12 protein-coding genes are annotated in these 15,326 nt (G+C 61.6%); 3 read left to right on the plus strand and 9 right to left on the minus strand.

All coding sequences use genetic code 11. The features are described 5' to 3' along the window. Position 1 precedes the first annotated feature (1 nt). The 5 genes from ABGI63_RS18245 to ABGI63_RS18265 form a co-directional block, all read right to left on the minus strand. Complete coding sequence (locus ABGI63_RS18245) at positions 2-1,576, minus strand: TIGR03016 family PEP-CTERM system-associated outer membrane protein (RefSeq protein ID WP_349743793.1); 1,575 nt, start codon at positions 1,574-1,576, stop codon at positions 2-4. Beyond that, a complete protein-coding gene (locus ABGI63_RS18250) occupies positions 1,539-2,471 on the minus strand; it encodes an XrtA-associated tyrosine autokinase (RefSeq protein ID WP_349743794.1) in 933 nt (310 codons plus the stop codon). Before ABGI63_RS18250 ends, ABGI63_RS18245 begins: the two co-directional genes overlap by 38 nt. Then, positions 2,472-4,052 (minus strand): XrtA system polysaccharide chain length determinant, encoded by a 1,581-nt coding sequence (locus tag ABGI63_RS18255; RefSeq protein ID WP_349743795.1) that lies wholly within the window; start codon positions 4,050-4,052, stop codon positions 2,472-2,474. Between the two features lie 92 nt (positions 4,053-4,144). Further along, positions 4,145-4,780, minus strand: a complete 636-nt coding sequence (locus ABGI63_RS18260) for an XrtA/PEP-CTERM system exopolysaccharide export protein (RefSeq protein ID WP_432767438.1) — start codon at positions 4,778-4,780, stop codon at positions 4,145-4,147. Positions 4,781-5,112: 332 nt separating this feature from the next. Then, positions 5,113-6,048 carry a ThiF family adenylyltransferase gene (locus ABGI63_RS18265; RefSeq protein ID WP_349743797.1) on the minus strand — a complete coding sequence of 312 codons (936 nt, stop codon included), beginning with the start codon at positions 6,046-6,048 and terminating at the stop codon, positions 5,113-5,115. Between the two features lie 95 nt (positions 6,049-6,143). Here ABGI63_RS18265 and ABGI63_RS18270 point away from each other — a divergent pair, with 95 nt between their 5' ends. From ABGI63_RS18270 to ABGI63_RS18280, 3 genes are all read left to right on the plus strand, one after another. Beyond that, on the plus strand, positions 6,144-7,238 hold the full coding sequence (locus ABGI63_RS18270) for a nitroreductase family protein (RefSeq protein WP_349743798.1): 1,095 nt from the start codon (positions 6,144-6,146) through the stop codon (positions 7,236-7,238). Further along, the gene (locus ABGI63_RS18275) at positions 7,235-8,083 is read left to right on the plus strand and encodes a DMT family transporter (RefSeq protein ID WP_349743799.1); all 849 of its coding nucleotides are present in this window, start codon (positions 7,235-7,237) and stop codon (positions 8,081-8,083) included. Before ABGI63_RS18270 ends, ABGI63_RS18275 begins: the two co-directional genes overlap by 4 nt. Positions 8,084-8,235: 152 nt before the next feature. Further along, positions 8,236-9,069 (plus strand): PEP-CTERM sorting domain-containing protein, encoded by an 834-nt coding sequence (locus tag ABGI63_RS18280; RefSeq protein WP_349743800.1) that lies wholly within the window; start codon positions 8,236-8,238, stop codon positions 9,067-9,069. Between the two features lie 98 nt (positions 9,070-9,167). On the opposite strand, the gene ABGI63_RS18285 is transcribed toward ABGI63_RS18280, so the two are convergent. The 4 genes from ABGI63_RS18285 to prsT form a co-directional block, all read right to left on the minus strand. Then, complete coding sequence (locus tag ABGI63_RS18285) at positions 9,168-10,313, minus strand: glycosyltransferase (protein ID WP_349743801.1); 1,146 nt, start codon at positions 10,311-10,313, stop codon at positions 9,168-9,170. Between the two features lie 65 nt (positions 10,314-10,378). Continuing rightward, positions 10,379-11,149 carry a S1C family serine protease gene (locus tag ABGI63_RS18290; RefSeq protein ID WP_349743802.1) on the minus strand — a complete coding sequence of 257 codons (771 nt, stop codon included), beginning with the start codon at positions 11,147-11,149 and terminating at the stop codon, positions 10,379-10,381. After that, positions 11,146-12,438 (minus strand): GNAT family N-acetyltransferase, encoded by a 1,293-nt coding sequence (locus ABGI63_RS18295; RefSeq protein ID WP_349743803.1) that lies wholly within the window; start codon positions 12,436-12,438, stop codon positions 11,146-11,148. The genes ABGI63_RS18290 and ABGI63_RS18295 overlap by 4 nt, the downstream gene beginning before the upstream one ends. A gap of 87 nt (positions 12,439-12,525) precedes the next feature. Further along, complete coding sequence (gene prsT, locus ABGI63_RS18300) at positions 12,526-15,315, minus strand: XrtA/PEP-CTERM system TPR-repeat protein PrsT (RefSeq protein ID WP_349743804.1); 2,790 nt, start codon at positions 15,313-15,315, stop codon at positions 12,526-12,528. Positions 15,316-15,326: the final 11 nt, after the last annotated feature.

A 15,326-nucleotide genomic window follows, 5' to 3' on the forward strand; every position in this document is an offset into this window, starting at 1 on the left:
GCTAGAACTGCTGGACAAGGGTGGCGGTTGCCGCACTCTCGCGGTAAGGCTGAGACGGACTGTCGAAACGGGTGTGGCGCAGGCCGAACTGGACAGTGGTGCGCACGCCAAGTTTGCCGTTCCAGTTGGCGGTCAGAGACTTCATATCGGTTTGCTGCCCACTTGCTGCACCCCGGCTACGTTGCTGGGAAAACAGCACATTGGCCGAGGAATCCGGCGTCAGGCGATGAGCCAGGCTCATCGACATCATGCGCTGATTCACGAGGCCGGTCTGGGACAGGTCGCCATTGGCCGGCGAGTCCTGGTCGAGATTGCGGCTCTTGGTCTGGCTCAATGTCATGGTCAGCGTGGTCCTGGGCCCGCCTTGAACGGACAGCGACAAGGCCTGGCTGCGGGTCAGGCTGGCCCCACCGCCCAGAAAGCCACCGGTCGGCAGTGCGTTCGGATCGAGACCCAGATTGCGCAGAAAGCTGCGGACAAGCAGATCACGCCGCACGGGATCGGGCTCGATGGAGGAGAACTGGATGTAGAACAGCTCGTAGTTGCTCAGCACATTGGCCTGCCCCTGCAAGCCGCCGGTGTTCACCGACTGGGAGTCGGTGAGGCGCCAGACCGAGCGGGCCATGCGGTGCTCGAAGGTCAGGCTGTGTGAGTTGCCATAGCGGCGGTGAGTCCAGTCCGCCGCCAGCTTGGTGCGCACAGTCGGTGTCCAGCCCGCGTTGACGCCGTAGATGGTGCTGCTTTGCTTGGCCAGACTCTCGAAGTTCTGACGCTCGGCACCGCCGGTCACGCCGAAGTTCCAGTCGACATCGGGCCTGACCACCAGGGTGGCTGTCGCGGACTGGGTTTCCACCTCACGCCCGCCGCGCGCCTGCGAGAGCTGATCGCTCAACGAGGCCGACCAGTTCAGCAGACTGCCCGCACTCAAACCATTGAGCTGCATGGACAGTGAGCGACTGCTGGAATCGCCGGCCAATGAATCCTTGGCTCGGCTCTCCAGCAGATTGGCGCTCACCTGGTAGCCGGCGATGCCCGCCAACTGGCCCCGGATATAGGGCGAGACATTGAGTCTGGCGACCTCGGAGCTGTTGCCGCTGCGCAGTGTGGGGTCGGTGGATTGAGTACCGAAGGCGGACACGGCTTGCTGGCCGACACTGGCCTGGGCATCGATATAGAACCAATTGTCGATCGCCTCGACGCTGAGCTTCGCCGCCAGATTGTTCTGCACCTGGCCCGAGGCTTCGCTCTTGGTGTAGATCACGCCGTTGAGCGAATAGTCCAGCGAACCACGCACACGCCCCGTACCGCTGCTGATACTGAGGCCGGGTGAGATGGTCGTGATCAGGGCGGCATCCTTGCCCTCATCTCGAAGCCGCAGATTGTCCGTCAGCGTGCTGGAGAGGCTGATGCGAGGCTGCACCAGCAACTTGGATGCGGGCGCCGCGCTTTGCGCCGTTGCCTGCAGAGCGCCGAGCAACAGCACCGGAACAAAGACGCATTGGGCCACGCATGCCGCACGACGCTTGCTAAGCCCGGACTCAAGCCTTCTGAATTGCATTGTCGTGCCCGTAGCCATAGCCATACCCGTAGCCATACCCGTAGCCATAGCTGCCGGCCGCATTGGAGCGCGCCTGGTTCAGCAACAGCATCTTGACCGGGCAGGACTCGATGGTTGCAACGGCCTGCTGAACCGCGCTTTGCGGCGTCTTGTCGGCATGCACCACAACGACGATCTGCCCCATATGGGAGGCCAGCACGCGCGATTCGGTGGTCAGCAACAGGGGCGGCGAATCAAAGATGATGATGCGGTCCGGGTAACGCTTGGCCATGTCCTCAAGCAACTGACTCATCGCGTCGCTCGCGAGCAGCTCGGTCGCCCGCGCATGCGGCGTGCCACTGGGCAAGATGGTCAGCTTGTCGACATTGGTGCGGAGCAAGACACTGGCCATATCGACCTGGTCTTCCAGCACGTCCAGCAGCCCCGGGCCTTGCGGCAGACCGAGCATGCGCAGGACCGAGGGGCGTGCCACGTCGGCATCGACCAGCATGACCGTGTTGTCCATCTCGGCGGCAATGCTCATCGCCAGATTCAGCGAGGTGAAGCTCTTGCCCTCGCCGGCCAAGGCGCTGGTCACCATGATCAGATTGGCGTGATTCAGCGTGGTCGCACCCTTGCCCATCGCATTTTTGATCAGCGGTCGCTTGATGACGCGGTACTGGTCGGCGATATGGGTGCGGGGCGCGTTGGGCGTGAGCAGACCCTGTGCGGCCAAGGCATTGAGATCCAGATCAACCTTCTTGGACTGCTGCAGATGCGTCGACTCTTCGACGCCCGCCGGACTCGTCGCGACACGCGGCTGCGGCGAAGGCTGGGGCTCGGCACCCTTGTTCAGCGTATCGCCGGGCAACATGACGCCGGCATTGCGCAGTTGCTCTAGGCGCTGCGCCGCCTGTTCGATGAGACTACTCATTCAACCCGCCTGTCTGCTGATCAGCAGCGCCATGACCACCAAACCGAGGGCAAAAACACCCACCAAACCACCCGACGCGGCACCGAAGCGAAGCAGGTCAATACGCTCCCTGCGGCGCTCGACATCGGTTGCCAGCCGCGACACCACGCCCAGCACTGGCAACTCGGTGCGCAGGCGCAGCTGATTGCCATCGTGGAACACGGGGCGCAGCTGGCTCGCGGCAAAAGCGGTGAACAAGCCGGCCGCCAGCGCCACAGCCAAGGCACCGCCGAGCAACAGCAAGCGATTCGGAGCCACCGGCTTGGAAGAGGCCCGTGGTGGGTCGATCAAGCGAAAGTCCGCGACACCCGATGCCACATCGAGTTCACCGGACATCGCCGCCGATTCGCGCCTGGACACCAAATCCTCATAGTTCTTCTTGTGAATCGCGTAATCGCGGTTCAGCTGTGCGGCCTCGGCCTCCAACTGCGGCGCGGTCTTCAGCGCGGCCAGCGCCTGTCCGTAACGGCTGGAATACTCGGAGACACGGGCACGCAAGGAGGCGACCTGAACCTCGGTCGTGGCCAGCATGCGACCAAGCTCTTGCTGCACCAGGCTCGATCCCGCACCAATCCCCGGGGGGGCGGCCATCGCCGCCTTGCGCAGACTCGCCATCTCCAGCTTCTTCTGCTCCTCAAGATCAGCGATCAGCTTGCGCGTGCTGATGATGTCGGGGTGCTGGTCCGTGTAGCGCTGCAGCAGAGAGTCCAGATTGCGACGCTGCACCTCCAGGCGGGAATCGATTTCCGGCGTCGCCACATTGAGGGCCGACTCCTGCAGCAGGCTCTGCGTCGTCGTGTTGGCGCCGCGCGAGCGCTCGCCATCGATCTGCTGCTTGGTCGCATCACGGGCATTCTCTGCCTCGCGCAACTCCAGCTTGGCCCGCTCGAGTTGGGCGCTCATCTCGGTCAGGCGCGAGGCCGAATCGCGGCCGTCGCTGGACATGGTCTGCAGATTGCGTAAGCGGAACTCTTTCAGACGTCCTTCGGCCTCTTCAAGCTTGGCCTCGTAATTCTTGATCTGCTCGTTGATGAAGGTCGCGGCGGTCGCGGTGTCCTTGCGGGTGGCGCCCAGGCTGGACTCGACGAAGATGGACACCAGCGACTGCACCACCCGCTTGGCGGTCTCGGGGTCCTCGTCCCTGTAAGACAGGGTATAGAGGTTGTCGCGGGCCGTGCTGCCGATCGACAGCGACTTGGTCACGGTCTCGATCGTGGCTTCCTGCTGGGCCTTGGATTGATTCTTCAGGTCGAGATCAGCCATGCGAACCAGCTTCTCGACATTCGGCCGGCTGATCAAGGTACGACTGAGCATCACGACCTGCTGCTCGACATTGGGCTGCACCGCCAGCCCCGACATCAGCGGCTTCAGAATCGACTGCGTGTCCACATAGATGCGGGCACTGGCCTGGTAGCGATCAGGCATCATGAATACGACCGTCGCGCAGACGGCCCCGGTCACCCAGGCCACCAGGACGCCGGGCCAGCGGTACTTCCACATGCTGCGCGCAATGGAAAGGATCTGGGCTATCAATAAATCCATCTAGATTCGCCTGCAGACAAGCAAGGCACGCTGGCAAAAGACAAGAAACCCCTGAACTCAGGCCACCAGGGGGCTCGAAACCCGGTCTGGCTTCAGAACAGGCTCTGCGGAATGATCAGGATGTCGCCGGGCCGCATTTCCACATTGGCCGACACCTCGCCACGCTTGATCAGGTCGGTCAAGCGAACCGAGTACTGTTTGTTGCCTTCGGATGAGCGCAAAATCGTGGCCTGATTGCCGGCAGCAAAGTCGGTCAACCCCCCGACCGCGATCATCACGTCCAGCAGGGTCATCTTTTGCTTGTAGGCCAGGAATTGCGGCTTCGCAGCCTCGCCGAGTACGCGGATCTGTTCGCTGAACGGGCCGACAAAACCTGTCACGATCACCGTCACCACCGGATCACGCACATAGCGGCCGAGTTGCTTTTCGATATCGCGCGCGATTTCCACCGAATTCTTGCCCTGCGCCACCATTTCATCCACCAGCGGCGTGGAGATCTTGCCATCGGGACGCACCGGCACCGACATCGACAATTCAGGGTTGCGCCAGACAATGATATTGAGATTGTCACCGGCACCGACGATGTAGCTGTAGTCCTGGGTCGCCGCAGAAATCGGCGCTGCCGGATACTTGGAGCTGTTGCTGGCGCAACCGGCAAACAGGCCACCGGCCGCCACCAGCAAAGCCAGACCGAGTCCGCGCGACGTGGAAGCAATGCGAGTATTCAAGGCAAGTCCTCTCAAAAATCAGTTGGTCTTGTGTGGACCCGTACAGCATCCAAGGGCATGACATGTTCGGACTGAATACCGATGCCTGCGAGGCCCCAGCGCAATGGATCATGCCACAGCAGTAAGGCAAACAAACCTGGGGATACGGACCAAGCCGCCTTGGCGGATGCCCACTATTTGACACCCTTGGCACCTGCCTCACCGACCACCCGGTTCACAGGCCGCGATTGCACCTCAGCCCCAGCGACAAGGCTATCCCCCGAGTAGGGGCGTGCACCGCCGAACTGACCGCCACAGGAGCCGATCGGGCCGGGCGCCGCCAGCAGTCCGGCTTACTTGCTGCGCCCTCGCAACACCGGGCGGATAAAGCTCAGCAGCAATTGCTGCAACGGATTTGCATTGCCGAGGGGGCGCCAGGCAAAGCTCAGCTTCTGGCGATATCCATCAAACTGCAGCGACCAGGGCGCCGCGCGCAGAGCACCGCGCCCCAGCAAGACCTTCAACACCGAAGTCCCCATCATGCCGGCACAAAGGTCGCAGGCCATCATGGTCGACGGCCCGCGCTTCTCGACGAAATTCACCGCCTCGGGCACCACCAGATAAGAGCGCTGCAGCATGGCCGGGGACAGCCCGGCGATGAATCGCGCGTATTGCTCCTGCTTGGTATGCCCTTCGAGCCGGAAGTAATTCTCGAAACTCAGCCCTCCCGGCTTGAAATACAGCAAGGAAACACCCATACCCAGCGGTGCCGCCGTCAGCGCCGGGATCTTGCGCTCGTGACACAGCTGGAACAGGCTGCGCCGTGCCTCGATGGCAAAAACATCGATGCCATCCACATAGACATCGACATCGGCCAGGAACTCGCCAATATTCTCGGCCGTGACGCCGGCCGGATACACCCGCACATCGGCCTCGGGATTGATGTCCTTGACCATTTCGGCGAGTACTTGCGCCTTGGGACGCCCCAAGGTCGACATCGTGGCGCCAACTTGGCGGTTGAAATTGTGGACCTCGAAATCATCGAAGTCGGCAATATTGAACCTACTCAGCCCCAAGCGCGCCAAGGTCAGCAAATGAGCCCCGCCAACCCCACCCAGCCCGGCTATCGCCACCCGCGCCTGACGCAGCCGCGCCTGCTCCGCAACGGAGACCCAGCCGATATTTCGCGAAAAGGCGCGCTCATAATCAAAAGTCAATGTCGGCTCCAAGTGCACCTCTTTTCTTCCGGCCTTCAATGGCGCGGCGCCCTCATCATCGGCAGTTCGCAAGCACCTGTAAATCCAAACACCCCAAACCTGCCTTGAGCAGCTTTCCAAGGGGGTCCTTGTATACCATGAGCAACCTCTTCTGAAGCACGCGCACCATGCCGACTCGAGATCAAGTTCTGCAGATTCTGGACCTCGCCCGTTGGGCACCCAGCGGCGACAACACCCAGCCGTGGCGCTTCGAGATCCTCTCGCCCGAGCATGTCGTTGTGCACGGCTTCGATACGCGCGAGCACTGCGTCTATGACCTTGACGGGCATCCAAGTCAGATTTCACTGGGCGCCCTGCTTGAAACCGCGGCGATCGCCGCGAGCGCTCATGGCCTAGTTCTGGATATCAGCCGGCGGACCGGGCTGCCGGAATCGAAGCCGACTTTCGATCTGCGCCTCCACGCCGACCCGAGCATGAGGCGGGATGCTCTGATCGAGCAGATCGAGCGTCGCAGCGTGCAGCGCCGACCGCTGAGCACCCGTGCACTGAGTGCGGCCGAGAAACAGCAGTTGCAGGACTGCTTGCCGGCCGGCTATCAGGTGCACTGGCTGGAGGGCTTTGCCACCCGGCTGCAGACCGCCCTGCTGATGTTTCGCTCGGCCCGGCTGCGCCTGACCACGCCCGAAGCCTACCGGGTGCATTGCGACATCATCGACTGGGATTGCCAGTTCAGCGCGACCAAGGTCCCTGACCAGGCCTTGGGCGTCGATGCGGCCACGACCCGCTTGATGCGCTTTGTCATGAAGAGCTGGGGTCGGGTGCAATTTTTCAATCGATTTCTCGCCGGCACCTGGGCGCCTCGGCTGCAGATGGACTTCGCCCCCAGCCTGGCCTGCGCGGCCCACTTTGTGCTGTACGCGCCCGCACAGCCCAAGACCGTCGATGACTACGTCGAAGCCGGCCGGGCCATGCAGCGCTTCTGGCTGAAAACCACGGAGCTGCAGCTGCAGCTGCAGCCGGAGGTGACGCCGCTCGTCTTCGCAAGATACGCCCGAGAACAACGACGGTTCTCCAGCGTCAGCGGAGCCATGGCGGCAGCGATCGACGTCAAGTCTCGCCTTGAACTGCTGATCGGCGCCGATTTAGCCCGAGCAGCGGTTTATATGGGCAGGGTCGGCGCTGGCCCCTCCCCCAGCTCGCGCTCGCTTCGCAGACCCCTGGAGGATCTGATCATCAACACCCAGGCGGGAGCGCCATCATGATCGTGGTGATCACCACCTTGCTGGCGACGCTCTTTATTCAGCTGGGCTACTTTCTATGGAAGCTGTCCGCCGAGCACCAACCCAAGATCGGACATGCCTCCTGGCGCAGTGTCGCGGCATCACTGCTGACGGACTGGCGTTGGCTGCTGGGCCTGGGCAGCACAATCATCGGTTGGGTGCTTTTTGTCCAGGCCACCGCCTTGGGCGAAATCTCGCTGGTTCAACCCCTGATGTCGGCCGGTGATGTCTTGCTGGTGCTGATGGCGGTTGTATTCCTGCAAGAACGGATGAACCGCGCGGAGTGGTTGGGCCTGGCGCTGACGGTGGCTGGCGCATTGGCGCTGTCCTGGCAGGCCGAGGCCAAGCCCTTGATCGCACCCGACGTCACCAGCCTGCTGATCGCTGCCGCCGTATTGACCATCGGTGGCAGCGTCATTCTTTATCTAGGCCGGCGGTCCAGCCAGCGAGAGCTTCCTTTGGCCATCGTCGTCGGCTTGGCTTTTGGCATGGGCGCTGCGCTGACCGAAGCGCTGACCGCGCAGACGCAGACTGGAGACAGCTCGCTTTCGCTGCAGACGTTGAGCAACCCTTTGCTACTCGGCGTCGTGATTTTCAACATCGCAGGCTTGATACTGCTTCAGGCAGCATTCCAACGCGGGCGAGCCTCCCTGATCGTGCCGGTCCAACTTGCACTCGCCAATCTGGTGACCGTTGCGATCGGGGCAACAGTTTTCGCCGAGCACATCAGCCCAGCCAGAGCCGCAGGTATCGCGCTGATATTGCTGGGTGCTGCGATGCTGCATCAGCACCAAGGGACCCCGAGCCGACAAGCACTGTCGGAATAATTTACACGAACGATCCCCTCCGGCCACTTGACCCGTAAGATCGCCCCCTAAGTGATTGATCTAGATAGTAAAAACATCAATGGCACGATCTCTGCTTAAAGAATGCACGGGTGGGCTGCCCCTTCGAGCAGCTTTTCGATAAGGAGATGGATATGACGATTCTGCGCAAAGTTGCACTGGCAGCCGCACTGACCCTGGCCGGTCATGTTGCTCACGCTGGTGTTGTGATTGATGACTTCTCTGTCAATCAAGGTACCCTTGCTACCGGCGTCCTGCTGGACAACGTGACCGATGCCAATGGCGTCTACAGCCGCGTTTCCGGCCCGGCCGCCAGCATCATCGGCGGTCAGCGAGACATTTTTGTCATCAAGAATGGCTCTGTCGCTTCTGACAACACCGGCGCTGGCATCCAAGCCTCGGCCAACGGTGGCGTGCTGAGCTACAGCACCGCTGCTGGCACTCACGGCCAAGCCTACGTTCGTTGGGATGGCAGCGTGCTGGGTGATATCGGTGCAACCGCATCGACGAAGGCTGCTTTCGAAGGCCAAATCAACTACACGGGTCTGGGTGGAAAGAATCTGGCAGCGACCGCCAACGCCTTCAAGATTGACGTGCTTGAGTCGGATCTGGGCTTTGACTTCACCATCGAGGTCTACACCAGCGCCACTCAGTGGACCAAGCTGATCTTGCAATCGAGCGCTGTCAATGGCGGCGTGCCGGACCAGGGCGCGATCTCGTTTGCCGATTTCGTCGGCCCCAACGCCGTGCTGCCGAGCGGCGCGATCCGCATCTCCGCCGGTGGTGGCGCTGATCTGAGCAATGTCGGTGCCCTGCAGACCGTCATCAACTTCAGCGGCAGCACGACCAAGATCGACTTGGAGCTCGACCTGATCAAGACCGTTCCGGAACCGGCATCGCTGGCACTGGTCGGTGCAGCTCTGTTCGGCCTGGGCTGCGCCCGCCGCCGCCGTAGCGTGCAAAGCTGATCGGTTCTCACCGATAAGCACAAAGGGCGCTTCGGCGCCCTCTTTTGTTGTCATTCATTCCCGGATAGGTTCGCCCCCGTCTCGGGCAGGCCCAGCAATCAGCGCGCTGTCGCGGCCACCTCTCTATAGCTTGACTCCATCAAGTCAACCACTGACTCGGCCTCGTACTGTGTCGACTTGCGCCGACCCGCAGCGCCTAGCGCGGCTCTGAGGCCGGCATCGGCGGACAACTGCACCAGGCGATCGGCAAGTTCCTGGTCATTCTCCGGCTCGACCAGAAAACCGTTGGCACCTTCATCGACCAACTCGGTCGCGGAGACCACGCTGCGAGCAACCACAATCGGCTTGGCAAACCACATGGCCTCCATCGCCACAAGGCCTTGAGTCTCGACCCAAGACGGCAGCACAAACACATCACAAGCCGCGTAGTAGCGGGCCAGCAGATCATGGTTCAGAAAACCCAGGAACTTGACGCGCTCTTGAATGCCTAGGGCCACACAGTGCCTCTGAAGAGCATCAAGATCGGCGCCCGCCCCGGCTATCAGCAACTGAGCATCCGTCACCCGCTTCAGCATGAGCGCGAAACTGCGCAGCAAGAAGGGGATGTTCTTTTCCGGATTCAAGCGCCCGGCAAACATCACCACGAAACCGGCCTCCCTGGCCATCGGCTCAACCGTTTGCGGATCCGCAAAGTCGACCGGGTTGCTGATGAAATGCACCGGTGTGTGTATGCCTTTGGTCGGCAACTGCTCAGCCAGGTTCTTGGACACCGAGATCAGCAGATCGACGCGGTTGCAGATCGAGACGATCTTTCGAACAATGAGGCGTCGGAATGGCCGCATCGGCAGCGGCTGGGTCAGGTGATCCTCGGTCATGTGATAGGTGTAGACCTGCTTCAGCCCCAGTCGTTTGCAGACCTTCAGCGCGCGCAGCAGCATCACCCCCAGATAATGATGGTGGACCACATCGGGCCGTATCTTGCGCAGCAGACGCTCGATCTCGGCACCCGAAGGCAGAGCCTGGTAGAAACCGAACAGCTTGAGCGTCGGCACGCGATAGACCTGCACGCCGCGCCAGACCTCCTGCTCCGGCTCACCGGACCGACGCGAGGTGATGATGCTGATGCGGTGGCCGCGCCGGCTGAGATGACCCGCGACGGCCTGCAAATGCGTCCCGACCCCGGTCGCTCCGGGCAGGAAATCGTCCGAGAGCATGCAAATCGACAAGGGCTGTACCTGACTCATGGCGGACCTTGCGTGGTGGGAGTGAAAGAAATATTGATTGGCGAAGGGCGGCAGCGCCGAGCTTGCTAGCGCTTGGCGAGCAAGCTCGCCGCATAGTGCGCAGGGATGGCGTAGCTGATTCCCGTGGGTTGGGTCAAGGCGGTCTCCTTGCTGCCCTTGATGAAGACCATGTTGACGATGCCCAGCACCTCGCCCGTATCCAGATTGAAGACCGGGCCGCCGCTATTGCCGGGGTAGGCCGTGGCATCCAGCTGGAGAATATCGAAAGCACCGTCGCGCAACTGGCGTATCGCCCGGGCATTGAGTGTCTGAGCACTGGGCGGTGGCAAGGCAATGCTTGTGATCGCTGCGATGATGCCCCGATGCGTGACCGGGGAAAAGCCCAGGGCACCACCGACCGGAAAACCCATCAAGGCGATCGCCTGCCCTTCTTGAGCACTGGCACTCTGACTCAGTTGCAGGGCCGGGACTTCGGGGCCATCAAAACGCAGCAGCGCCAGATCATGCGCATTGTCAAGGCTGAGCACGGTGGCCGACCGCATGCTCCAGCGCCCATCGCCTTGCGGCACCTGGATGACCAACTTTCGCTGCCGCTCTTCGTCCGAGGCCGGTGGCAGCACATGGGCATTGGTGATCGCGTGCCGACCATCATCGACAACAAATCCGGTGCCGCGAAATGCGAACCGGGGACTGTCGGTCTCCGCATAGGTGCCGACCAATAGCAAAGACGGCTTCACCCGCTTGATCAAGGCCGGCAGATCGGCGTTCGCCGGCGCCGCCCACCAAGGCAGGCCCGCGACACATGCCGACCGAAGAAGCAGCAGCCGGCGCTTCATTGCATCAGATCATCCGAGGTCTGACCGACCTCGAGTGCGGCCACGCATTGACGCCAGATGCGATCAGGCTCATCAAGCCTGAAACCAATGAAGACGCCGGCATCGGTCTCACGCCGGCGCACCGCCGAGACAGTGACCGTCGAATGTTCGGATTTACCCAGCTCTATCGTCGCCTGGCCGGACTGCCCAAGCTCCAGATCCAGCTTGCACTCCGCCTGGAAGCCCGATAGCGAGACCTCGATGACATGCAGCACAAAAGGCCTTTTACCCTCCGGCGTATCAAAGGTCACCACGCCGGGGCAACGGATCGAGTAGCGCTGATGCTGACGCAAGGGATGTCCGGCCACAGCGTCTCCGCGCAGCATCGGCAGCACCGAGCGGTACTCCACCAAACCGTAGATGGACCAGAGCAGCGCTTTCTTCCGATCATCCAGTTCCTCAAACACCTTGCTTTTCTTGTTGAAGAAGTGGTCCAGCAGGGCCGGCGTCATGACCGGATCATTGGTCGTGAAATAGCGCCGCCGCGGCAGCTGAATATTTTCGAGCTTGAGCTGGAAGAAATATTTGTGCAGATTCTTGCGAGCGGCCCGGCCCCGATAGCCGGCGCGAAAAACATCCGATGCATGCTTGAGGTCAAGCGTGGCACCGACGGCCGGCGCGCCATTGGCGAAGTCGTAGTTGTCGACCACGGTCTCCTGCAAGCGCTGGAAATACAACAAGGCCTCATAGAGCTCGATCCGCTCGGGATTCACCGCGATCACCAGATGCCGGGTATCGAAGAACTCGGTGCAGTACTCGTGCATGAACTTCATCAGCGGGAACAGGATGGCTCCCCCCGTTTTACGGAAGTCCGGATGAACCGCCAAGGCGGAAATCTCGGCGATCTGGCCGCCTTGAGCCCGCACATGCTCCAGATCAAACACAGACTGCAGCGGGAAACCAAACACACCTTCTCTGATCATCGAGATGGTGCCAACCACGCGCCCGTCGTACTTGGCACACAGCGTGGTGGTGGTAGGCAAGGCGTGATACGGCGTGATGCGCATGCCCGAAGGATCGGGTTTCATGAAGCCGCTGGCCACATAAGCATCGTGAAGAATCTTGAAACAGTCCTCGAGTTCTTCGCGAGTTTCGGCAATCTTCAGCTGCAGCCGAGCATCGGGATCGGGGTCGCAATCAACCATCCGACGGTAAATCTCGAAGCGCGCCGGGGCCGGCAACACGCCGAAAAGACGCCGCAGTCCATGGTGAAACTTCTTCCTAAAACTGGATCGCTGAATTTGCGTCATGCCACATTCTCCGTTGGCCGCCTTCTACCCTGATGCGGGCGAGGCTAACAGAGCCCAGTGTCACTCACAAGCTGTCACATTTGCGGCTCAGAGTTCAGCCTGCAGTTTTTTCACCTCATCGTGCTGGGCAAACTTGTCGCCCAGTTCAGCCAGTTTCTTCAGCTCGTCCTGGGCTGCCGATTTCTGCCCGGCCCGCAGGTAATAGCGTGCCAGATGCAGTCGATGCAAATGCACATCGGGCGCCAGTTTCACGGCTTGCTGCTGAACCTCTAAGGCCTTGTCAAACTGCCCCGCATCGGCGTGAATCTCCGCCAGCGTGTCCATGAACGGAGGCTGATTGGGACGCAGGCGATTGGCCTTTTCTGCATACGCCAGGGCGCCGGGTTTCTTGGTCATCTTGAGCAACCAGGCCACATTGTTGTTGGCGGCCGGGTTGTCGGGCTGGAGTTTGAGGACCTCCTGATAGAGCGTCAGGGCCTGGCCATGATCGGAGCGCAAGAGCGCGCCGTCCCCGAGGTAGAAGATAAACGCGCTGTCCTTGGGGCGGTCTTTGCGCCATGCCGCCTCGAAGGTGGCGGCCTCCCCCCCCTTGCCTGCGGCCAGCAGGCTGCGATGCAACTTGATGGCCAAGTCGGTTTGAGCACGTTTGTCCAGGCTGCTGCGGTAGGCCGCCACCGCTTTGGGCCAATTCTTCTGCTGGGCTTCGAGATCTCCTTCAAGCTCGTAGCCGGCCGGGTTCTGGGGGCTTTGCTGTTGCAAGGTGCGTACTTGCGCTCGGGCTTCGCTGATCTTCCCAGCCGCAATTTCCAGGGTCAGCAGGGCAGTATGGGCGGGCACGAAATCAGGCCTGACGCTCAAGGCTCGTTTGTAGCTTTGCGCCGCCGCAGCCTGGTTCTTGCCTGCCATGTGCAACTCGGCGATGCGCATAAAGGGTTGAGGCGATGTGGGTTGCAGGGAAGCCATCTTGTTGAAGGCGATCAGGGCCTGGTTGCTGTCACCGGTCGCCATCTGGACCTGCCCAAGCAATTCCTGCAACTCAGGACTGTCGGGCAAGGCCGCCACGCCTTCCTGAGCCGCCGCGAGCGCCAGCTTGTTTTCCTTGCGCTCAAGCTGCAGGCGCACCAGGGCCGCCCGAGGCGCCAGCGCCTCGGGATTCTGTTTGACCGCCTTGGTCAACAGCTCGATCAGCTCGCCCGGCTGCGCGCCGGCCTGAGCCCGCAAGCCGACGATGGCCATCTGGGCCTGCACATGCCGCGGGTCTGTCTCCAACATCTTCTCGAAGCGTTTGATGGCCAGTTCGGGCTTCTTGTCCGCGACGTCCATCGCGGTCAAGCTGCTTGCGGCCGGGAAGTACACCGGATCGGCCTTCAAGGCTGCCTCGAAGGCCGAACGGGCCTGCACTTGGTTGCCACGCCTGAGTTCGACACCGCCGCGCAGCATGGGCGCCAAGGGTTTGTTGGGCTGTTTCCGCTCGAGCGCATCGATCGCCTGCAAAGCCTTGTCGCTCTCGCCCTTGCGTACCAAGGCGCTGATCAAAGCCAGGTCGGCCGTTGCGCCGCTGTCCTCTGCCGAGATGGCACGCAGTTCGTCGAGACCCTGGTCGCTGCGGCCTTTGCCGATGTTGGCGACAGCCAGGGCTGTACGGCTGCGCGCGTCTTGGGGGTTGAGCTTGACCGCTTGCTGCAGATAGTCCTCGGCCTGCTTGGCATTGCCCAGTTGGAAGTGCGCCTCGGCAGCGGCGGCAAAGATGTCGGCATCTGCTTTGCCGTCATTTAGTGCCGGCTGCAGCACGGTCAGCGCCTTGGCAGCCTCGCCGGCACGCAAATGGGTTCGCGCGAGCAGGACCCTGACGCGTTTGGTATTCGGCGCCAGCCGAAGCGCCTTGTTCAGATGATTCTCCGCCTGCAGCAGGGCGCCCCGGCGAAACTCGATGGCCCCCGCAAGGAACTGAACTCGCCCGTCTTCAGGGGCCCCCTTCAACAACACCTGCACGTTTTCCCGCGCGGTCTTCAGGTCGCCGGATTCCATCGCCTGATTGGCGGTGAAGAGGCGCAGCTGTGGGTGATTGGGCAAGGCGGCCTTGAAGGCGGCCAGCGCCTTGTCGGTCGCGGCGCGATCACCCTTTGCAGTCAGCAGAGACAAGAGACCGTTGTGCGCAGCGACATTGCTTTTGTCAAACTTCAAGGCCTGCCGGAAAGCCACGATCGCCTCATCGTTTCGCCCCGCAAAAGCCAGCAACTCGCCCTTGAGCTGCCAACCCTCGGCGAACTCGGCATGCTTGGAGAGCACCGACTCCAGGGCTGGCAAGGCCAGCCCTGTGCCGCCGGAACCGGCCAGCAAGCGCACCTGGACCAGCTGAGCGCTCACGTTGCCCGCATCGAGCTTCAATGCACGATCGATACGGCTCCTTGCCTCGTCCTGATTGCCGCGCAAGGCGTAAACGGTTGCCAAGGTCGTCTGCAGATCGGCCATTGGCTTGGGAGCGGTCAACTCGACTTTGGCATAGTCCGCGAGCAACTTGTCGAACTGCAGTTGCAAAGACAAAGTCCTAGCCAGCAGGGCAGTCAGCTCATCATTCGCATAGCCGAGCTCGCGTGCCTTGCCAAGCTCGATCACCGCGCCGCTGACATCACCGCTTTCAAGCAGGATCTTGCCCAGCAGAAAGCGCGCCTCCGCCAGATTGGCATTGCCCTGCAAAGCGTTCTTCAGCTGTATCACCGCCGCCTTGCTGTCTTTCTTCTCCAGATGGCTTTTGGCCGAGGCCAGCAATTGCTCGGGAGAGTCGCTGAAACATCCCGTCATCGACAGTGCAGCCAGCCACACGACCAAAGTCTTCGTGCCCACGCTGGTACGCTTGATTGCTTGCTTGACTTTCACTGCGCTCTCCC

It is taken from the genome of Roseateles cavernae (assembly GCF_040187885.1).
GTDB classification, from domain to species: Bacteria; Pseudomonadota; Gammaproteobacteria; order Burkholderiales; family Burkholderiaceae_C; genus Roseateles_E; species Roseateles_E cavernae.